We start from the raw sequence: 18,166 nt of genomic DNA, 5'->3' as shown, positions 1-18,166 counted from the left end.
TCAAGGGTTCGAGAAAGTGCAGTAAATCTGAACTTCTGCGTTGCAACAGCCGACAGAAGTAATACGAAAAATCACTGCTAGGCTGTATTTCATACCCCAAGGAGAACGCCATGACTGACCATCACACCTACAAGAAAGTCGAGCTTGTCGGCTCGTCCACCACCAGCATTGAAGACGCCATCAACAACGCGCTGGCCGAAGCCAATAAAAGCATCAAGCACCTGGAATGGTTTGAAGTGACCGAAACCCGCGGGCACATCAAGGACGGCAAGGCCGCCCACTTCCAGGTGACGCTCAAGGTCGGGTTCCGGATTGCCAGCAGCTGAGTTTGAGCTAGTCTTCTGAACTTGCGCGCTGGCCGAGTGCCATAGGGAAATGGCAAAGCGCTACATGAGTGCCTCCGGCTGATGGCTGGATGCTCCCTTTGATCCGACCAGGGAATGCGACCGATGAAACATTTTATTTTAGCGGTAGGTTTGTTGAGCCTTGCGGGTACAGCGTTTGCTGAGGGCAAGTCGTGCGAAGAGCTGAAAGCCGAAATCGCAGCGAAACTTGATGCCAAGGGCATTTCTAATTATTCATTGGAAATAGTCGATAAAGGCGCTGCTGCTGGCGGGAAAGTCGTCGGCACCTGTGAAAAGGGCACGAAGGTCATCGTCTACTCGAAGTAGTCCGAATCCTGCGCACATCAAAAAGCCGACGCAATGCGTCGGCTTTTTTGTGCGGCGACGTCCGAGCCTCAGCCCTTCATGACCTGCGCCAGCAGTTCATAGGAATGAACCCGATCCGCATGTTCGTATAGGTCGCAGGTGAAAATCAGCTCGTCTGCCTGAGTTTGCTCGATCAGCACTTCCAGCTTGGCGCGGATTTTCTTCGGGCTGCCCACCATCGCAAGACCGAGGAAATCACCCACGGCTTCCTTCTCATGGGGCAGCCACAGGCCATCCATGGTTTTCACCGGCGGACGCTGCACCAGGCTTTGGCCACGCATCAACGCCAGGATGCGCTGATAAACCGAAGTCGCCAGGTAATCCGCTTGTTCGTCAGTGTCAGCGGCGACCAGCGGCACACCGAGCATCACATACGGTTTATCCAGCACCGCAGAAGGTTTGAAGTGATTGCGGTAGACGCGAATCGCCTCGTGCATGAAGCGCGGTGCGAAATGAGAGGCGAAAGCGTAGGGCAAACCTCGCTCACCGGCCAGCTGTGCGCTGAACAGACTAGAGCCCAGCAACCAGACAGGGACATTGGTGCCGGTGCCCGGCATGGCGATGATGCGCTGGTCTGGCGTGCGTGGGCCGAGGTAACGCATCAGCTCGGTGACATCTTCCGGAAACTCGTCGGCGCTGCCGGAACGTTCGCGGCGCAAGGCGCGTGCGGTCATTTGATCTGAACCGGGGGCGCGCCCCAGCCCCAGATCGATCCGGCCTGGATACAGACTTTCGAGGGTGCCGAATTGCTCCGCGATCACCAGCGGCGCGTGGTTGGGCAGCATCACGCCGCCGGAGCCGACACGAATGGTCGACGTGCCACCGGCCAGGTAGCCGAGCAGTACCGAGGTGGCGGAACTGGCGATGCCGTCCATGTTGTGGTGTTCGGCAACCCAGAAGCGGTTATAGCCGAATTTTTCGACATGCTGTGCCAGGTCCAGGGAATTACGCAGCGACTGGGCCGCGCTGCCGTTCTCTCGCACGGGCACCAGATCAAGGGTCGAGAACTTGATATCGGACAGTCGTTTCATAAGCCTGCTTCTCCAATTGAGGGCGCAGGTTTTTTCTTGCGAACGAAAACCTGCCGAATCTATAAGCGTGCTTCATGCAATGAGGGCATATACCCGAGATTCAATAGCCAAGACATAAATTCCTACGAAAATAGTAGGACTTATGAGATGAGGTGAACTTTGCACCACCGTCTATCCTCAGAACCCTAGCAACCGAAAACCACGAAGGTGCGACGTTTCGCGCCGGATCTTGAGGAGGCAGACATGGCTATTACAAAGAAAGCATCGGCTCATTGGGAAGGTGATCTGAAAACGGGTATCGGCTCGATCTCCACTGAAACCGGTGTACTCAGAGAAGCGCCCTACGGCTTCAAGGCTCGTTTCGAAGGCGGCAAAGGCACCAATCCGGAAGAACTGATTGGCGCGGCGCATGCGGGATGTTTCTCGATGGCGTTTTCGATGATCTTGGGTGATGCGGGGCTCAAGGCTGACAGCATCGATACCAATGCTGAAGTCACCCTGGATCAGGTCGACGGTGGTTTTGCGATCACGGCGGTGAAATTGATCCTCAAGGCGAAAATTCCCGGGGCCACTCAGGCGCAGTTCGAGGAGCTGAGCAACAAGGCCAAAGAAGGTTGCCCGGTGTCCAAAGTGTTGAATGCGAAGATCAGTCTGGATGCGACGTTGGTTAGCTGATGATCATGCGCTGAATGTACTGAAGCCTTCGCCAGCAGACTTGCTCCCACATTTGGAATGCATTTCAAAAAGTGGGAGCGGGCTTGCTCGCGAAAGCGATCTTCTAAGCGACACCATCCCAACGGCTAAACCTGCGCTTTGTGAGCGAAGTCAGAACTCGCTTTGCCAAACTGTGGTCGAATAAATGACAGCAGCTGAAACGCAGCCCCCTGCGCGCTGCCTCAATGGAGCTTCAACCATGAAACGTTTTGCCTTGGCGATTATCTGTTGCGCGCTGGCCACTTCGGCCCTGGCGGCGCCGAAATCCTGTGAAGAGCTCAAGGCCGAGATCGAGGCCAAGATCCAGGCCAATAACGTCACGTCCTACACCCTGGAAATCGTCACCAATGACGAAGTACACGATCAGAACATGGTCGTCGGCACCTGCGAAGGCGGCACCAAAAAAATCATTTATCAGAAAAACGACCGCTGATTTGCCTCACATCAGGCAGTAGGCCTCGCGATCTTCAGCGACGATCTCCCGCTTGGAGTTGTACAACCGGGCGCCAGGGGTGAACGCGATCGAGCGGCCTTCCAGCACATAACGCTGTCCGGCTTCAAAATGATCGTAGTTGAGGGTCAGGTAGCACAACCGTTCCGCAGGGGAGTTCATCATGCCCATGCCCCCGCCACCGGGCACCTCAAAGTCGAACCTGACGACCAGTTCATGGCTGCCGGGCGTGACCTGGAAATAACGCCCGTCTCGCAATCGCTGTTTGTCCAGCCGCTCCGCCATCAGCAACTTATCGTTGGGGAATGGCGTCGAGAATTCGATCCAGGCCATCTGCGGATTTACCGCCGGTAACGGGCTCTGGCAGCCGGCAACAACACTTGCAGCGAGTAACAGCATCAACCTGCGCATGATGAATATCCCAAAGGATGGTCATTCAGCATAACGCCGATTAGCTGCGTTGGCAGCCCGCCGGTGTGCCTTGGCCAATCACCTTTCGTTGCTGGTCATAGAGCTTTGCCCACGGCCGGAAGCCGATATTCCCCGCTTGCAGCTGATACCGCTCACCGGCATTGAAGTCGTTGAATTTCACGTTCAACTGGCAGTCACGCCACAGCGGCTCGGCGTCGGGGCCGATGTTGGTGGGCTGGACCGGAAACTGGTAACGCACCGTCAGCTCATGACTGCCCGGATGCACCTCGAAATAGCGCTTGTCGGTAGAGGCCTTGTCATCGACTTCCAGCGCTTGCAGCGCGGTGTCTTCTTGCTGTGAGTCCAGGTCGATCCACGCTTGCGATGGATCATGGTGAGGTAATCCAAATCCGGCACAGCCGGTCAGCATCAACAAGCCTCCCGTCAGCATCAATTTGCGCATAGCGGAGCTCCAGTCAGGCGGGATAGTCTTGCGGGCAGACTCTCCAGGGATGATTTTATTTTGATCAGGCCGCTTCCAAGCCTTGGGTTACTTGATCGCGTTTTGCGGATTTTGTTTCCGGGTGTGTTGCTTTTATTACTCAGTGGTTGCACCGGCGTCAGCTATTACAGCCAATTGGCCAGCGGTCAGCTGCAATTGCTGCGGGCCAGGGAGCCGGTGGCCGACGTGGTTGCCAATCCGTCTCGCGATCCGATGCTGCGTGCGCACCTGACCCAGTCACAAAAGGCCCGGACATTCGCCAGCCAACAGCTGCATCTGCCGGATAACCAGAGCTACCGTCTGTACGCCGACATTGGCCGGCCGTTCGTGGTCTGGAACGTCTTTGCCACGCCAGAGTTTTCCCTGACAGCGCAAAACCATTGTTTCCCCATCGCAGGTTGCGTCGCCTACCGCGGTTATTACAGCCAGAGCGCCGCCCGCGGAGAAGCAGCCTTGCAACGCCTGAAAGGTATGGACGTGTCGATTGGCGGCGTCGAGGCCTATTCGACGCTCGGCTGGTTCAACGATCCGATTCTCAGCTCAATGATGGGTTGGGGCGACGAGCGGCTGGCGACGTTGATCTTCCACGAGCTCGCGCACCAGCGCTTTTATGTGAAGGACGACACCGAGTTCAACGAGTCTTTCGCCACCTTCGTCGAGCAGGAAGGTACCCGGCAATGGCGAGCATCGCGCGGTCTGGCACCGGACAACGGCGCGCAGGCGCAGCAGCGGGACCTGTTCATTCAATTGGTTCTGGAAACGCGCACGCGGCTTGAAAAGCTCTACGCCCTGCCGCTGGCCGCCGACCGGATGCGCCAACGCAAAGCGGCGGAGTTCGAACGTCTTCGAAGTGAATATCGACAACTGCGAGATAGCCGGTGGGCTGGGGACAAACGCTACGACGCGTGGATCAATGCGCCGATGAACAATGCCCGGTTGTTGCCGTTTGGGTTGTATGACCAATGGGTGCCGGCGTTTGCGGAGCTGTTCAGGCGGGAGGGTGGGGATTGGCTGAAGTTTTACGCCGCCGCCGAGCAGCTTGGTGCGTTGCCGGTGGTTGAGCGCAAGGTGGCATTGAAGGCTTTGGTGGGTTCATAAACTTCGGCGGCAGAGCGGGCCTCATCGCGAGCAGGCTCGCTCCCACAGGGTATCTGTACGCCGCAGATCCAATGTGGGAGCGAGCAGGCTCGCGATAGCAATTCAACTAACGCTGCAAAAACGCCTGATGCATCTCATCCAGCGTTTCAAAGTGATAGGCCGGTGCTTCTGCGCTCAATTCTTCCCGGCTGCCAAAACCATAACCCACCGCCGCCGCATCCAGCCCGTTGCTGCGCGCGCCGATCAGGTCGTGCTTGCGGTCGCCGATCATCAGGGTGTTGGCCGGGTCCAGACCTTCTTCTGCGATCAAGTGGGCAATCAACTCGACTTTGTTGGTGCGCGTCCCGTCCAGCTCACTGCCGTAGATCACCTTGAAGTGTTTGGCGAAGTCGAAATGCCGGGCGATTTCCCGGGCGAACACCCATGGCTTGGAGGTTGCGATGTACAACTGTCGCCCTTGCCCGCTGAGGGTTTCCAGCAACGGTGTGACGCCGTCGAACACACGGTTCTCGTACAGGCCGGTGACCTTGAAGCGTTCGCGGTAGAAGTTCACCGCTTCCCAGGCCTTGGGCTCGTCGAAGTCGTAGAACTGCATGAACGCCTGCAACAACGGCGGGCCGATGAAGTGCTCGAGCTTGGTCAGGTCCGGTTCATCGATGCCCAGTTTGCTCAGGGCGAACTGGATCGAACGGGTGATGCCCTCGCGCGGGTCGGTCAGGGTGCCATCGAGGTCGAACAGTACAGTTTGGTAATGCATGTTGAATCCTGAATTAGGGCGAAGGCTCAGAGCTGGTCGTAGCCTTCAGCCAGATGCAAATTCTTGAGCTTCACGTAGTTCGCCGCGCTGTAGGTGAAAAAGGCGTTTTCTTTGTCTGTCAGCGGGCGAATTTGTTTCACCGGGCTACCGACATAAAGGAAGCCGCTTTCCAGACGCTTGCCCGGCGGCACCAGGCTGCCGGCGCCGACAATCACATCGTCCTCGATCACCGCGCCATCCATGACGATGCTGCCCATGCCAATCAGAATCCGGTTGCCGACCCTGCAGCCATGCAGCATGACCTTATGGGCAATGGTCACGTCGTCTCCGATCAAGCAGGGAAAGCCATCGGGATTGAACGGCCCGGCGTGAGTGATGTGCAGCACGCAGCCATCCTGGACACTGGTGCGCGCACCGATACGGATGCGGTGCATGTCGCCACGAATCACCGTCAGCGGCCAGACGGAGCTGTCTTCGCCGATTTCAACGTCGCCGATCACCACCGCCGAGCCGTCGACAAAAGCGCCTTTGCCCAACAGCGGCGTGTGGTTCTGATACTTGCGAAGGGTCACGATAGGATTTCTCTCTGTTGCTGATAGCTGCGGTGAGCGTCGATTGTAATTAAGATGGCCGCATGTTTCTTCCAGCCAAGGTGCCAACCGTGAGCGTGAACAACCCTCTTTTGCAGTCCTACGACCTGCCGCCGTTCTCGGCGATCCGTGCCGAACACGTGCAACCGGCCATTGAACAGATCCTGGCTGACAACCGCGCCGCCATTATCGAGATCCTCAAGACCCAGGGCAAACAACCGACCTGGGCCGGCCTTGTGTTGGCGATGGACGAGCTCAATGATCGTCTGGGCGCCGCCTGGAGCCCGGTCAGCCACTTGAATGCCGTGTGCAACAGCGCCGAATTGCGCGAAGCCTACGAGTCGTGCCTGCCGGCCTTGAGCGCCTACTCCACCGAACTGGGCCAGAACCGTGAGCTGTTCGAGGCCTTCGAAGCCTTGGCGAACAGCCCGGAAGCCGCCGGTTTCGACGTGGCGCAGAAAACCATCCTCGAACACGCCCTGCGAGACTTCCGTCTGTCGGGCATCGACCTGCCGGAAGCCGAACAGAAGCGCTACGCCGAAGTGCAAAGCAAATTGTCGGAGCTGGGCAGCCGCTTCTCCAACCAGCTGCTCGACGCGACTCAAGCCTGGACCAAGCACGTGACCGATGAAGCCGCCCTTGCCGGCCTCACCGATTCGGCCAAGGCGCAAATGGCCGCAGCTGCTCAGGCCAAAGGTCTGGAAGGCTTCCTCATCACGTTGGAATTCCCGAGCTATTACGCGGTGATGACCTACGCCCAGGACCGTGCCCTGCGCGAAGAAGTCTACGCTGCCTATTGCACCCGCGCGTCGGACCAAGGCCCGAACGCCGGTCAGAACGATAACGGCCCGGTCATGGAGGAAATCCTCGACCTGCGTCAGGAGCTGGCCAAGTTGCTTGGCTTCGCCAGTTTCTCGGAACTGAGCCTGGCCACCAAAATGGCTGAATCCAGCGATCAGGTGCTGGGTTTCCTGCGCGACCTGGCCAAACGCAGCAAACCGTTCGCCGCTCAGGACCTGGAACAGCTCAAGGCCTACGCCGCCGAACAAGGCTGCCCGGACCTGCAAAGCTGGGACAGCGGCTTCTACGGCGAAAAACTTCGCGAGCAGCGTTACAGCGTGGCCCAGGAAGCACTGCGCGCCTACTTCCCGATCGACAAAGTGCTGGGCGGCCTGTTCGCCATCGTCCAGCGCCTGTACGGCATCGAGATCGCCGAACTGAAAGGCTTCGACGCCTGGCACCCGGATGTTCGCCTGTTCGAAATCAAGGAAAACGGCCAGCACGTCGGCCGTTTCTTCTTCGACCTCTATGCACGCGCCAACAAGCGTGGCGGAGCCTGGATGGACGGCGCCCGCGACCGTCGCCGCACGATCAGCGGCGTGCTGCAAAGCCCGGTGGCCAATCTGGTGTGCAACTTCACCCCGGCCGACAGCGGCAAACCTGCCCTGCTGACCCACGATGAAGTCACCACCCTGTTCCACGAATTCGGTCACGGCCTGCATCACCTGCTGACTCGCGTCGAGCATGCCGGCGTGTCCGGTATCAACGGCGTGGCCTGGGATGCGGTCGAGTTGCCAAGCCAGTTCATGGAAAACTGGTGCTGGGAGCCGGAAGGCCTCGCGCTGATCTCCGGTCACTACGAAACCGGTGAGCCACTGCCTCAGGACCTGTTGGGCAAGATGCTTGCGGCGAAGAACTTCCAGTCCGGCCTGATGATGGTTCGTCAGCTGGAGTTCTCGCTGTTCGACTTCGAACTGCACGCCACCCACGGCGATGGCCGCAGCGTGCTGCAAGTGCTCGAAGGTGTGCGTGACGAAGTCTCGGTCATGCGTCCACCGGCCTACAACCGCTTCCCGAACAGCTTCGCGCACATCTTCGCCGGCGGTTACGCGGCGGGTTACTACAGCTACAAATGGGCTGAAGTGCTGTCGGCCGACGCCTTCTCGAAGTTCGAGGAAGACGGCGTGCTCAATGCCGAAACAGGTCGTGCGTTCCGCGAAGCGATCCTGGCACGCGGCGGTTCTCAGGAACCCATGGTGCTGTTCGTCGACTTCCGTGGCCGTGCGCCGTCGATTGACGCACTCTTGCGCCATAGCGGCCTGAGTGAGGACGCGGCAGCATGAGCGAGGGGCCTGTGATCACGAAAAAACGCTTTATCGCCGGGGCGGTCTGCCCGGCATGCAGCGAGCCGGACAAATTGATGATGTGGAACGAAGACGAGGTCCCGCATCGCGAATGCGTGGCCTGCGGTTATTCGGACACGCTCAATGAACAAGGTCTGTCGGTGCCCAAGGAATTGGGCACGCGGGTCAACACTTCGGCGCTCAAGGTGCCGGACGCCAAGGTTCAGGCGGTGCAGTTCTTCCCGAACCCGAAGCTGAAGAAAAAGCCCGACGAGCAACATTGAGTCAACTCCACCTTCCCCCCTTTGACGGGGTGGAAGGTGGTATCTATTTACCACCCTTCCCCCGCGCGTCCTCCTTAGGCTGAATCCTTCAGTCCTATTCAAGGAAGACGCCATGCCTGATATCAATCCTCTGCTACAGCACTGGGATCTGCCGCCCTGGCCGGACATCCGCGCCGAGCACCTGGTGCCTGCCATCGACTCCCTTGTTGCCGACAACCGCCAGGCCATTGCCGGGATTATCGCGAGCCAATCCACGATCCCGAACTGGGATGATCTGGTATTGGCCGTTGATGAAACCGATGCGCGTCTGGATGAGGCCATGGGCGTCATCGAAACCCTTTCTATGGTGAAACATGAGGGCAAGGCCTGGGACGCAGCCAGCGCGACTTGCAGCGATGTCGCTGCGCAGTACACATCTGAAAAGATGGGTAATCACGCACTGTTCCGGGCTTATCAGCGGCTGGCGCAGAGTCCGGCTGCGGCGAATTACGATGAGCCGCGCAAAGCGGTTTTGAACAAGATTCTGCGCCGGTTTCGCTTGTCCGGCATCGAACTGCCCATCGACCAACAGCAGACGCTGGCCCGGCTGAATCGCGACATCGGGGTGCTGCAAAGCCTGTTCATGACCCACCTGGAAGGCGCAAGCGCAGCCTGGACCAAGCGCATCGACGACGTCTCGCAATTGCGCGGTTTGTCTGCGGCGACACTGGAGCGTCTGGCAGTCAACGCGCAGCAGGCAGGGCACGAAGGCTGGCTGATGCGTCTGGACCAGGACAGCTTCACTCGCGTCATGGCCTATGCCGAAGACCGATCCCTGCGTGAAGAATACTTTGTCGCCTACTCCACCCGAGCTTCCGATCAAGGCCCCCACGACGGGCAATTCGATAATGGTCCAGTGCTGGAGCTGCTGTTATCCATGCGTCACCAGAAAGCCAGGTTGCTGGGGTATGAGAACTTCGCGCAACTCAGCCTTGTAACGGAAATGGCCGAATCCACCGCGCAAGTCACCGGTTTCCTGCGGCGGCAAATCGTGCAGGCAACACCGGAACTCGAGAAGGACGCACAAGAACTCAAGGCGTTTGCGCTTGAGCGCGGCATGACTGAGATCCACCCTTGGGACCACGAGTTTCTCGCCGAACAACTACGCCAGCAACGTCTCGGCGGGGCGTTGAAAGACCTGAGATCGTACTTTCCGCTGGACGGGACGCTGCATCGACTTTGCCTGTTCAGCGAGCGCATGTTTGGCATCCAGATCGTCGAACAGCGGGTATTCAGCCGCTGGCATGACAGCGTGCGTCTGTTTGAAATCAGCGAGCATGGCCAGGTCGTCGGGCACATTTACCTCGACCCTTTCCATCGGGATGAAGCGCCGGACTTTGCCTGGACCGCTACGCTACGTAATCGGCGACTGGACGCCGAAGGTCGATTGACGCTGCCGATCGCCGTGCTTCATGGCAACTTCACGCCCGGGAACGCCGAGCGTCCTTGCCTTCTCGCTCATAAGGACCTGCGCGTTCTGTTCCATGAGTTCGGCCATTGCTTGCAGCACGTTCTGACCCGCTCGCCTCACCATCGCCTGTCCGGTATCACCCAGCTGGGACGCGATACGGCAGAGTTCACCGGGCAATTGTTCGAGCTTTGGTGCCAGTCAGGGGAGTTTCTGCTGTGGCTGGCCGCTCACCACCAGACCGGCGAGCGTCTGGCCGAAGCGCGAGTCGACGCAGCTTTGGCAGCGATCCAGACCCAGACCAGCCGGCAAACCGCAGAGCTGTTACTTTCCGCGTTGTTCGACTTCGAATTGCACCGCAGCCAAGGGGATGGCCGAAACGTTGAACAAATTTTCGACGACGTGCTGCGAGAGATCCCTCACCTGCAACTGCCGCCCTATTGTCGGTTTGCCAACAGCTTCGATTACATGGTGACCGGGTACGCGGCGTCGGTTTACGCCTACAAATGGTCGGGCGTACTGGCGACCGAGGCGTTCAAACGGTTTCAGCGCGAGTGGGTGTTCAACCCGCAAACAGGCAAGGCCTTTCGCGAAGCCTTTTTTTCACCGGGGGATTCGCGCTCGCTGCTGGTCGCCCTGGAAGAATTCCAAGGACGCTCGATCGCCGACAGCTTTTTCGCGATGCCGGCCAGTAGCGATTGCCCGATGAACTGATGCTTATTCGACGTGGGCGGATTTGAACCAATTCTTCATCGAGCAGGCCGCAAACGGGCTGGTGCTGCAATCGCCGTTGGCGAGCGCGGTCCGAAGCTTGTCGGCATCGGCCTGCATCATGTAACGCACACCGTCCTTGAAATGGGTGCTGTCACCAAAGCCGCCCTGGGTCATTTCGTTCAGGGCGTCTTCCTTGCTCCAGCCTTGCACCACCACCCGATACATCGCCGCCATCAGGCCGGTGCGGTCCGAACCGTGTTTGCAATGCATGAGCACCGGGCCATGGGATTCGGCGGTCTGGATGGCACGCAGGGCTTTGAGCACCTGGGCGTCATCCACGTGATTGGTGCGATAGGGCAGTTGCACCTGAGTAATGTCCGGCGCGGTCAACCAGCTTGAATCCGACTCGGGCAGAAAAGTAATCACGGTCGCGACGTTGAGTTTCTTCAACAACGGTACGGCTCCACTGTCGGGCAAGGCGCTACGGTAAAGCGTCGGGGACATTTGATAGAGGTTGTATTGCACCTCGACCGGCTGAGCCCATTCCGCCGGGCGGGGCGATGCGCTGTCGTCAGCGAAGGCCATCGTCAGGTTGAAAAGTGCGGCCAGCGACAACAGGCATGTTGCAGTTAAGAAGCGCAATCGGGGCATGCTCGGACGACCGTGTGGGGAAAAGTGGTTAGGTGCCACATAGCTTCAGCCCTGAGCAGTCAAAGGCCCGTGAGACTTCTGTCAAAGAACCGTGAATTGAAGGATTTAAACCTGCTTTCGTATGGCTGGCGCTTAACAAAAAAAGCGGTACTAAATTTCCATACCGCTTTAATTACTTACTCAAGATGCATGCGCATGAATACTTAAAAGTTTCATGCGCTCAATAACAATCAAGGATTAACGATTTTTGAATACGCTGTCGCCAGAGTAATCAGAACGGCCTTGTCCTGGGCATCGACAGTCCTGTCACCGTTCACGTCCGCCGGGTTTTGACGCATGGAGAAAGTTAAACCACCGTCATTCGAAACGGCTTCGTGGGTGCTGGAGTCCAGCAGGGAGTACGTAGGCGCACGATGTTCCGGGTCGTAACCTTCTTCTTTCAAAGCAAACTGCATGGAAACCCGAACTTCTTTCGGACTAACGACAGACGGGGCCAACCGTTGTAGAAAGACACCGCGCTGATTGTAATTCGACATTAATTAAATCCTTTTAATAGTGATAACACGTTAACTTCGTGTGATGCGCATAATACCGATTGATTATAACCAAGCTACTTTCTATCTGTTTCTCATCATTACAAGAAGCTCATTAGTAATAAACAACCCGTCGCGACTTAACACCTTTTCAGGCGCTGAACGGCACTGGCCTATTCGGCCGCGGCCATATACTGTATGAACATACAGCTTAAGGATGATGTCGATGGCGACCCCTCTGCCACCTCGCGGCCGCGGCACCGCAACCAACCCGCACAACCGCTTCGCGCCGAATCGCTCGGTGGCCGAGGATGACGGCTGGTATCAGGAAGTGCCCATCACGCAGGGCACGGAAGTGCGCATCGAAACGGCGAAAACCATCATCACCCGCAACAATTCCCCGGATTTGCCTTTTGATCGCTCGATCAATCCCTATCGTGGCTGCGAGCACGGTTGCATCTACTGCTACGCGCGTCCCAGCCACGCCTACTGGGACATGTCACCGGGGCTGGATTTCGAAACCAAACTGATCGCCAAGACCAACGCCGCCGATGTGCTGGAAGAACAGCTGTCCAAACGCGGCTATCAATGCGCGCCGATCAATCTGGGCTCCAACACCGATCCTTACCAGCCGATCGAACGCGAACACAAAATCACCCGCAAGACGCTTGAAGTGCTGCTGTGTTACCGGCATCCGGTGACCATCATTACCAAGGGCTCGCTGATTCTTCGGGATCTGGACCTGCTGGCCGAACTCGCCGAGCAACGGCTGGTGGCGGTAATGATCAGCCTCACCACCCTCGATGATGAACTCAAACGCATCCTCGAACCGCGCGCCGCTGCACCCAAGGCCCGGTTGCGGGCGATCCGCGTGATGCGTGAAGCGGGAATTCCGGTGGGCGTGCTGTGTTCGCCGATGATTCCGATGATCAACGACAGCGAACTCGAAAGACTGCTCACCGAGGCCCATGCTGCCGGCGCCCAGAGCGCCGCTTACATGATGTTGCGCCTGCCGCTGGAAGTAGCGCCGCTGTTCGAAGAATGGCTGGCCGCCCACTATCCGCAGCGTGCCGCGCATGTGTTGAGCCTGATTCGTCAAAGCCGCGGCGGGGAGCTTTACGACAGTCGGTTTGGCGCCCGGATGCGCGGTGAAGGGCCGTTTGCCGATCTGTTGGCGCAACGCTTTGCCAAAACCATCAAGCGCCTGGGGCTCGATCGTCGGGAAGGATTCGACCTGGACTGCGACGCCTTCTGTCCGCCGGGTCGCCAGATGTCGTTGATTTGAGGACAATTGGCCTATGGTTGAGTAGTAGGAAAATCACTTGGCCATTACGCTGGTCACGTTTTTAGTGACCTGGAACACACGTTCTAGAGCGCTTGATTCAGTTTGAGTTAAGTTTCGGCAGATACCTTGTTCATCGAGTGACTGACAGGTCGAGATCTTCGGCCTGGATGTTTTTTAAACAGCCACTGGCTTCACACCGGACAAAACGGGAAAATCCCCTGACTCCGCCAAAGAGGATGAATCATGAGTGACAAGGATAAACAGCCGTTGGCTGCGTCGGCTTCAGCCCAACCCGAGGCGGAAACCGCCGATGCAGCGCTGAAGCATATCGTTGACGGCTTTTTGCATTTTCATCACGAGGTTTTTCCCCAGCAGGAAGAACTCTTCAAAAAACTCGCCACGGCCCAGAGCCCCCGAGCGATGTTCATCGCCTGCGCCGATTCGCGCATCGTTCCTGAACTGATCACCCAAAGCGCCCCCGGCGACCTGTTCGTGACCCGTAACGTCGGCAACGTTGTGCCGCCTTATGGGCAGATGAACGGCGGTGTTTCCACGGCCATCGAATACGCGGTCCTGGCCCTCGGCGTACAGCACATCATCATTTGCGGGCACTCCGACTGTGGCGCGATGCGCGCTGTGCTCAACCCGCAAAGCCTGGAAAAAATGCCCACGGTCAAAGCCTGGCTGCGTCATGCGGAAGTGGCGAAAACCATGGTCCAGGAAAACTGCCACTGCGCTGACGAAAGCGAAAGCATGCACGTCCTCACCGAAGAGAACGTGATCGCCCAGCTTCAGCATTTGCGCACGCACCCTTCGGTCGCCTCGCGTATGGCCAATGGTCAGCTGTTTATCCATGGCTGGATCTACAACATCGAAACCAGCGAAATCCGAGCTTACGACGCGGACAAAGGGTGTTTCCTGCCGCTTGATGGCAGCCATCCGATTCCCGTGGCGACGCCCAAAGCGCGCTTCTAAATCCTCCCAGGTGTGGTTTAGCCGAGGCTGCTGATCGAGCAGCCTGGCTTTGCCATGCCTGAAGAAAACTTCGGGAGAATCATCATGCGTGCTGCGCAATTGAAAGCTGTTCTGCCGCGGGAGCTGCTGGCATCCGTGGTTGTGTTTCTCGTCGCCCTGCCCTTGTGCATGGGCATCGCGATCGCTTCGGGTTTGCCGCCCGCTAAAGGTTTGATCACCGGGATCATCGGCGGACTGGTCGTCGGTTGGCTTGCCGGCTCACCGCTGCAAGTCAGTGGCCCGGCGGCGGGTCTGGCGGTTCTGGTGTTCGAACTGGTGCGCCAGCATGGCATTGCCATGCTCGGCCCCATCCTGCTGTTGGCGGGTTTTCTGCAACTGATGGCCGGACGCTTCAAGCTGGGTTGCTGGTTTCGGGTCACGGCGCCTGCGGTGGTGTACGGCATGCTTGCCGGGATTGGCGTGCTGATCGTGTTGTCGCAAGTGCATGTGATGCTCGACGCCGTGCCCAAGCCTTCGGGGCTGGATAACCTTGCAGCCTTCCCGGCGGCCGTCCTCCAGGCCTTGCCCTCCCTTGGCTGGCAAGCCGGTTTGCTTGGGCTGTCGACGATTGCGGTGATGTGGCTGTGGGAGAAGTTCCGTCCCCACTCCCTGCGTTTCATTCCCGGCGCGCTGCTTGGCGTAGGTCTGGCGACGGTCGCCAGCCTCATGCTCGCCTTGCAGGTCAAACGCGTGGAAGTCCCGGCCAACCTGGCAGAAGCCATCGACTGGCTGAAGCCTGCCGACTTGCTCAATCTGGCTGACCCGACCTTACTGATCGCGGCATTTGCCGTGGCGTTTATCGCCAGCGCCGAGACCCTGCTCTCCGCAGCGGCAGTGGACCGCATGCACAGCGGCCAGCGCTCCGATTTCGATCGGGAATTGTCGGCACAGGGCGTCGGCAACATGCTCTGCGGTCTGCTTGGCGCGCTGCCCATGACCGGTGTGATCGTGCGCAGTTCGGCCAATGTCCAGGCCGGCGCCACTACGCGAATGTCGGCGATCTTCCACGGTCTGTGGTTGCTGGCTTTCGTCTTGCTGCTGTCCAGCGTGCTGCAAAGCATTCCGGTGGCGAGCCTGGCGGGCGTGCTGGTGTATACCGGTTTCAAACTGGTCGACCTCAAGGCGTTTCGCGGCCTGGGCCGATATGGCCGGATGCCGATGTTCACTTACGCGGCGACGGCGCTGGCAATCATCTTCACGGACCTGCTGACCGGCGTGCTGATCGGCTTCGGGTTGACCTTGGCCAAACTGGCCTGGAAAGCCTCGCGGTTGAAAATCAGCCTGATCGACCTGCCGGCCGACGGTGAGATGGAGTTACGACTGACAGGGGCCGCAACCTTTCTCAAGGTGCCAGCGTTGACTCAGGTGCTGGGAACGATTCCCCCAGGTGCGACGGTGCATGTGCCGCTCAACAACTTGAGCTACATCGATCATTCGTGTCTGGAATTGCTTGAGGAATGGGGCCGGGCCAATGCGGCCAAGGGGTCGAAGCTGATTATTGAAGCGCGGGGGTTGAAGCGCAGGCTTGAAGGGCGGTTGCGGACCACTACCGGAGTTGGTTCAGCCGCGTAGAAAACAGTGTGGGAGCGAGCCTGCTCGCGATTGCGGTGTGTCATTCAGCAATAATGTCGACTGATGCACCGCTTTCGCGAGCAGGCTCGCTCCCACAGGGGATGGTGTTGATTCTAAAGAATCAGGCAGCTGGCTGATCCAGCTCCAGCCCTACGCCCAACTGGCGCGACAGGCATGGCCAGCGCTTCCATGCAGCGCCGGTGTCCGGGCTGTTGAGTTTTTCGCGGTAGGCCTCCACGGACTCCAGCGCGAAACTGTCTTCATCAAGCATCTCGTCCACGGCGTGATGCACCGCCTCATCCAGTTGATTGGCGAAGTCCTCGCCGATCAGTTGGTGGGCAATCAGGTTGGCGACCGTCATGTCCAAAGGGATCAGTGGCTGGCCAAAATGCTTGATGTACAGGTCATTGACCTCTTCTACCAACCGATGCGCCAGATAAGCTTCGTCCAGCAGGCTGTCCAGGCCGACATGACCGGCCATGATTGCCGGTGGCTGGAGGAAGAACTGCTCGGCGATGTTCAGCACCGGCGTGATCTGTGATTCGATACCCGCTTCCCTGGCGACTTCATTGGCTGCGTCCAGCAGGTCCGGCACTTGCTCTATATACGCGGCCACAAAACGCGTCATCACGCCGTTGGCGTCGACATCCGGCAATTGGATGGCGGAGTGAAGGTGTGGCAATTGAGTTTCAAGCTGACGAGTCAGCAGGCCGGTTTCGGCCTCGTGTTGTTGGGCTTTTTGGATCTGCTCGCGCAATGCGGCGGTGTTCATGAAAACTCCAGGAAACAAAGGCAATGAAATAGGGAAGACATAACTTAGCTGGCTTATGAAAAATGCTAAGACGCATTTGTCATAATTGTTTCATCCTTGAGACGCCTCCGTTATATCGATTTGCCACCACTCGTCTGCATCCTTCTCCATTCGTGCCCTTGAACGCAAGTCCCACCTGTTTCAGATCATTTACGCCATCACGTTGCGAGGTAGCAGTCGCTGTCTATACTCGGGTGGGAATGGAGTTAGCTGATGACGCCCGACTGCACACGCAGCAAGGCTCGGCGATTCAAGTTTCGTAGTCTGAAAAAGCCGCTCCCTTGCCGCAGGTGAAAGCCGGCGGGATAACAAGAACGATAAGGGGAACCCGCAATGATGCGACATCCACACGTCTGGATGGGCCTCCTGTTGTGGTCGATTTTCAGCCAGGCGCAAGCCGCCTGGACTGTGAATATGGCGCCGGGAGCGACTGAAATCAGTCACGCAGTATTTGACCTGCACATGACCATTTTCTGGATCTGTGTAGTGATCGGCATCATCGTCTTCGGCGCCATGTTCTGGTCGATGATGGTCCACCGCCGCTCCACCGGGCAGGTGGCCGCAAAATTTCATGAAAGCACCACCGTCGAAATCCTCTGGACCATCGTGCCCTTCCTGATCCTGGTGGCCATGGCGGTTCCTGCGACGGCAACCCTGATCAAGATGTACGACGCCAGTGAGCCGGATATCGATATCCAGGTCACCGGCTATCAGTGGAAGTGGCATTACAAATACCTGGGCCAGGACGTCGAGTTCTTCAGCAACCTGACGACCCCCGCCGAGCAGATCCACAACAAGGAAACCAAGGGCGAGCATTACCTGCTCGAGGTCGACAAGCCTTTAGTGCTGCCGATTGGCGCCAAGGTGCGCTTCCTCGTGACGTCGGCAGACGTTATCCACTCCTGGTGGGTGCCAGCCTTTGCGGTTAAGCGCGATGCGATTCCGGGGTTCGTCAACGAAGCCTGGACTCGCGTCGACAAACCCGGCATCTACCGTGGCCAGTGCGCCGAATTGTGCGGCAAGGACCATGGCTTCATGCCGATCGTGGTCGAGGTCAAGGAAAAGGCCGATTACGAAAAATGGCTGGCCGAGCGCAAGGCCGAAGCCCTGCAGCTTAAAGAACTGACCAGCAAGGAATGGACCCTCGACGAGCTCAAGGAGCGCGGCGACAAGGTTTATCACACCACCTGCGTCGCCTGTCACCAGGCCGAAGGCCAGGGCTTGCCGCCGATGTTCCCGGCGCTCAAAGGCTCGAAAATCGCCACCGGACCGAAAGAAGGTCACCTGAGCATTGTCTTCCACGGCAAGCCCGGCACCGCCATGGCGGCGTTCGGCAAGCAGCTCTCGGAAGTCGATATCGCGGCGGTTGTGACCTACGAACGTAACGCCTGGGGCAACAACAAAGGCGACATGGTCACTCCTAAAGAAGTGCTGGAGCTGAAACAGGCGGAAAGCAAATGACCCAGTC

Annotated in this window: 20 protein-coding genes; 12 read left to right on the top strand and 8 right to left on the bottom strand. The window is 58.2% G+C overall.

What is annotated here, in order from left to right; translation table 11 throughout:
* Positions 1-110: 110 nt before the first annotated feature.
* Both ACA075_RS00505 and ACA075_RS00500 read left to right on the top strand, forming a co-directional pair.
* Positions 111-326, top strand: coding sequence for a dodecin (locus tag ACA075_RS00505; protein WP_057011580.1), 216 nt, complete (start codon positions 111-113; stop codon positions 324-326).
* Positions 327-449: 123 nt separating this feature from the next.
* Positions 450-671: a DUF1161 domain-containing protein gene (locus ACA075_RS00500; protein ID WP_094469769.1), complete on the top strand. Its 222-nt coding sequence runs from the start codon at positions 450-452 to the stop codon at positions 669-671.
* A gap of 68 nt (positions 672-739) precedes the next feature.
* Here the strand turns inward: ACA075_RS00500 and ACA075_RS00495 are convergent, their stop codons facing one another.
* The gene (locus tag ACA075_RS00495; RefSeq protein WP_497296851.1) at positions 740-1,741 is read right to left on the bottom strand and encodes an LLM class flavin-dependent oxidoreductase; all 1,002 of its coding nucleotides are present in this window, start codon (positions 1,739-1,741) and stop codon (positions 740-742) included.
* 243 nt (positions 1,742-1,984) lie between these two features.
* Here ACA075_RS00495 and ACA075_RS00490 point away from each other — a divergent pair, with 243 nt between their 5' ends.
* Together ACA075_RS00490 and ACA075_RS00485 are read left to right on the top strand one after the other, a co-directional pair.
* Positions 1,985-2,416: an OsmC family protein gene (locus ACA075_RS00490; RefSeq protein WP_008152515.1), complete on the top strand. Its 432-nt coding sequence runs from the start codon at positions 1,985-1,987 to the stop codon at positions 2,414-2,416.
* 238 nt (positions 2,417-2,654) lie between these two features.
* Positions 2,655-2,888 carry a DUF1161 domain-containing protein gene (locus ACA075_RS00485; protein WP_497296850.1) on the top strand — a complete coding sequence of 78 codons (234 nt, stop codon included), beginning with the start codon at positions 2,655-2,657 and terminating at the stop codon, positions 2,886-2,888.
* Between the two features lie 6 nt (positions 2,889-2,894).
* On the opposite strand, the gene ACA075_RS00480 is transcribed toward ACA075_RS00485, so the two are convergent.
* Together ACA075_RS00480 and ACA075_RS00475 are read right to left on the bottom strand one after the other, a co-directional pair.
* A complete protein-coding gene (locus ACA075_RS00480; RefSeq protein WP_497296849.1) occupies positions 2,895-3,317 on the bottom strand; it encodes a PA0061/PA0062 family lipoprotein in 423 nt (140 codons plus the stop codon).
* 40 nt (positions 3,318-3,357) lie between these two features.
* The gene (locus ACA075_RS00475; RefSeq protein WP_497296848.1) at positions 3,358-3,780 is read right to left on the bottom strand and encodes a PA0061/PA0062 family lipoprotein; all 423 of its coding nucleotides are present in this window, start codon (positions 3,778-3,780) and stop codon (positions 3,358-3,360) included.
* Positions 3,781-3,840: 60 nt separating this feature from the next.
* On the opposite strand from ACA075_RS00475, the gene ACA075_RS00470 reads away from it, so the two are divergent.
* Positions 3,841-4,917, top strand: a complete 1,077-nt coding sequence (locus ACA075_RS00470) for an aminopeptidase (RefSeq protein WP_497296847.1) — start codon at positions 3,841-3,843, stop codon at positions 4,915-4,917.
* A 106-nt stretch (positions 4,918-5,023) separates the two neighbouring features.
* Here ACA075_RS00470 and ACA075_RS00465 read toward each other — a convergent pair whose 3' ends face one another.
* Positions 5,024-5,674 (bottom strand): HAD family hydrolase, encoded by a 651-nt coding sequence (locus ACA075_RS00465; RefSeq protein WP_497296846.1) that lies wholly within the window; start codon positions 5,672-5,674, stop codon positions 5,024-5,026.
* A gap of 26 nt (positions 5,675-5,700) precedes the next feature.
* On the bottom strand, positions 5,701-6,246 hold the full coding sequence (locus tag ACA075_RS00460; protein WP_497296845.1) for a gamma carbonic anhydrase family protein: 546 nt from the start codon (positions 6,244-6,246) through the stop codon (positions 5,701-5,703).
* Between the two features lie 62 nt (positions 6,247-6,308).
* Between ACA075_RS00460 and prlC the strand changes: the two genes are divergently transcribed.
* From prlC to ACA075_RS00445, 3 genes are all read left to right on the top strand, one after another.
* Positions 6,309-8,387: an oligopeptidase A gene (gene prlC / locus ACA075_RS00455; protein WP_497296844.1), complete on the top strand. Its 2,079-nt coding sequence runs from the start codon at positions 6,309-6,311 to the stop codon at positions 8,385-8,387.
* Complete coding sequence (locus tag ACA075_RS00450; protein WP_008152496.1) at positions 8,384-8,671, top strand: YheV family putative zinc ribbon protein; 288 nt, start codon at positions 8,384-8,386, stop codon at positions 8,669-8,671. The genes prlC and ACA075_RS00450 overlap by 4 nt, the downstream gene beginning before the upstream one ends.
* Positions 8,672-8,783: 112 nt before the next feature.
* Entirely contained in the window at positions 8,784-10,832 is a 2,049-nt protein-coding gene (locus ACA075_RS00445; protein ID WP_497296843.1) for a M3 family metallopeptidase, read from the top strand.
* 3 nt (positions 10,833-10,835) lie between these two features.
* Here ACA075_RS00445 and ACA075_RS00440 read toward each other — a convergent pair whose 3' ends face one another.
* Together ACA075_RS00440 and ACA075_RS00435 are read right to left on the bottom strand one after the other, a co-directional pair.
* Positions 10,836-11,483: a phosphatase domain-containing protein gene (locus tag ACA075_RS00440; RefSeq protein ID WP_497296842.1), complete on the bottom strand. Its 648-nt coding sequence runs from the start codon at positions 11,481-11,483 to the stop codon at positions 10,836-10,838.
* 230 nt (positions 11,484-11,713) lie between these two features.
* Positions 11,714-12,019 (bottom strand): hypothetical protein, encoded by a 306-nt coding sequence (locus ACA075_RS00435; RefSeq protein WP_497296841.1) that lies wholly within the window; start codon positions 12,017-12,019, stop codon positions 11,714-11,716.
* A gap of 223 nt (positions 12,020-12,242) precedes the next feature.
* On the opposite strand from ACA075_RS00435, the gene ACA075_RS00430 reads away from it, so the two are divergent.
* From ACA075_RS00430 to ACA075_RS00420, 3 genes are all read left to right on the top strand, one after another.
* Positions 12,243-13,301: a PA0069 family radical SAM protein gene (locus tag ACA075_RS00430; protein ID WP_497296840.1), complete on the top strand. Its 1,059-nt coding sequence runs from the start codon at positions 12,243-12,245 to the stop codon at positions 13,299-13,301.
* Positions 13,302-13,544: 243 nt separating this feature from the next.
* Positions 13,545-14,276: a carbonic anhydrase gene (locus ACA075_RS00425; RefSeq protein ID WP_109627117.1), complete on the top strand. Its 732-nt coding sequence runs from the start codon at positions 13,545-13,547 to the stop codon at positions 14,274-14,276.
* Between the two features lie 84 nt (positions 14,277-14,360).
* On the top strand, positions 14,361-15,887 hold the full coding sequence (locus tag ACA075_RS00420; protein ID WP_497296839.1) for a SulP family inorganic anion transporter: 1,527 nt from the start codon (positions 14,361-14,363) through the stop codon (positions 15,885-15,887).
* 121 nt (positions 15,888-16,008) lie between these two features.
* On the opposite strand, the gene ACA075_RS00415 is transcribed toward ACA075_RS00420, so the two are convergent.
* Positions 16,009-16,659 carry a hypothetical protein gene (locus tag ACA075_RS00415; RefSeq protein ID WP_497296838.1) on the bottom strand — a complete coding sequence of 217 codons (651 nt, stop codon included), beginning with the start codon at positions 16,657-16,659 and terminating at the stop codon, positions 16,009-16,011.
* A 372-nt stretch (positions 16,660-17,031) separates the two neighbouring features.
* On the opposite strand from ACA075_RS00415, the gene coxB reads away from it, so the two are divergent.
* Positions 17,032-18,159 carry a cytochrome c oxidase subunit II gene (gene coxB, locus ACA075_RS00410; protein WP_219094767.1) on the top strand — a complete coding sequence of 376 codons (1,128 nt, stop codon included), beginning with the start codon at positions 17,032-17,034 and terminating at the stop codon, positions 18,157-18,159.
* Positions 18,160-18,166: the final 7 nt, after the last annotated feature.

The sequence above is a fragment of the Pseudomonas sp. LBUM1663 genome (assembly GCF_059695905.1).
Note: the sequence above shows the minus strand (reverse complement) of the source record. Positions and strands in the feature narration are given on the sequence as shown.

Bases quoted from the DNA above. Each gene is read 5' to 3' on its own strand.
- ACA075_RS00505 (WP_057011580.1), top strand. From the start codon at position 111: ATGACTGACCATCACACCTACAAGAAAGTCGAGCTTGTCGGCTCGTCC.
- ACA075_RS00500 (WP_094469769.1), top strand. From the start codon at position 450: ATGAAACATTTTATTTTAGCGGTAGGTTTGTTGAGCCTTGCGGGTACA.
- ACA075_RS00495 (WP_497296851.1), bottom strand. From the start codon at position 1,741: ATGAAACGACTGTCCGATATCAAGTTCTCGACCCTTGATCTGGTGCCC.
- ACA075_RS00490 (WP_008152515.1), top strand. From the start codon at position 1,985: ATGGCTATTACAAAGAAAGCATCGGCTCATTGGGAAGGTGATCTGAAA.
- ACA075_RS00485 (WP_497296850.1), top strand. From the start codon at position 2,655: ATGAAACGTTTTGCCTTGGCGATTATCTGTTGCGCGCTGGCCACTTCG.
- ACA075_RS00480 (WP_497296849.1), bottom strand. From the start codon at position 3,317: ATGCGCAGGTTGATGCTGTTACTCGCTGCAAGTGTTGTTGCCGGCTGC.
- ACA075_RS00475 (WP_497296848.1), bottom strand. From the start codon at position 3,780: ATGCGCAAATTGATGCTGACGGGAGGCTTGTTGATGCTGACCGGCTGT.
- ACA075_RS00465 (WP_497296846.1), bottom strand. From the start codon at position 5,674: ATGCATTACCAAACTGTACTGTTCGACCTCGATGGCACCCTGACCGAC.
- prlC (WP_497296844.1), top strand. From the start codon at position 6,309: ATGTTTCTTCCAGCCAAGGTGCCAACCGTGAGCGTGAACAACCCTCTT.
- ACA075_RS00450 (WP_008152496.1), top strand. From the start codon at position 8,384: ATGAGCGAGGGGCCTGTGATCACGAAAAAACGCTTTATCGCCGGGGCG.
- ACA075_RS00445 (WP_497296843.1), top strand. From the start codon at position 8,784: ATGCCTGATATCAATCCTCTGCTACAGCACTGGGATCTGCCGCCCTGG.
- ACA075_RS00440 (WP_497296842.1), bottom strand. From the start codon at position 11,483: ATGCCCCGATTGCGCTTCTTAACTGCAACATGCCTGTTGTCGCTGGCC.
- ACA075_RS00435 (WP_497296841.1), bottom strand. From the start codon at position 12,019: ATGTCGAATTACAATCAGCGCGGTGTCTTTCTACAACGGTTGGCCCCG.
- ACA075_RS00430 (WP_497296840.1), top strand. From the start codon at position 12,243: ATGGCGACCCCTCTGCCACCTCGCGGCCGCGGCACCGCAACCAACCCG.
- ACA075_RS00425 (WP_109627117.1), top strand. From the start codon at position 13,545: ATGAGTGACAAGGATAAACAGCCGTTGGCTGCGTCGGCTTCAGCCCAA.
- ACA075_RS00420 (WP_497296839.1), top strand. From the start codon at position 14,361: ATGCGTGCTGCGCAATTGAAAGCTGTTCTGCCGCGGGAGCTGCTGGCA.
- ACA075_RS00415 (WP_497296838.1), bottom strand. From the start codon at position 16,659: ATGAACACCGCCGCATTGCGCGAGCAGATCCAAAAAGCCCAACAACAC.
- coxB (WP_219094767.1), top strand. From the start codon at position 17,032: ATGATGCGACATCCACACGTCTGGATGGGCCTCCTGTTGTGGTCGATT.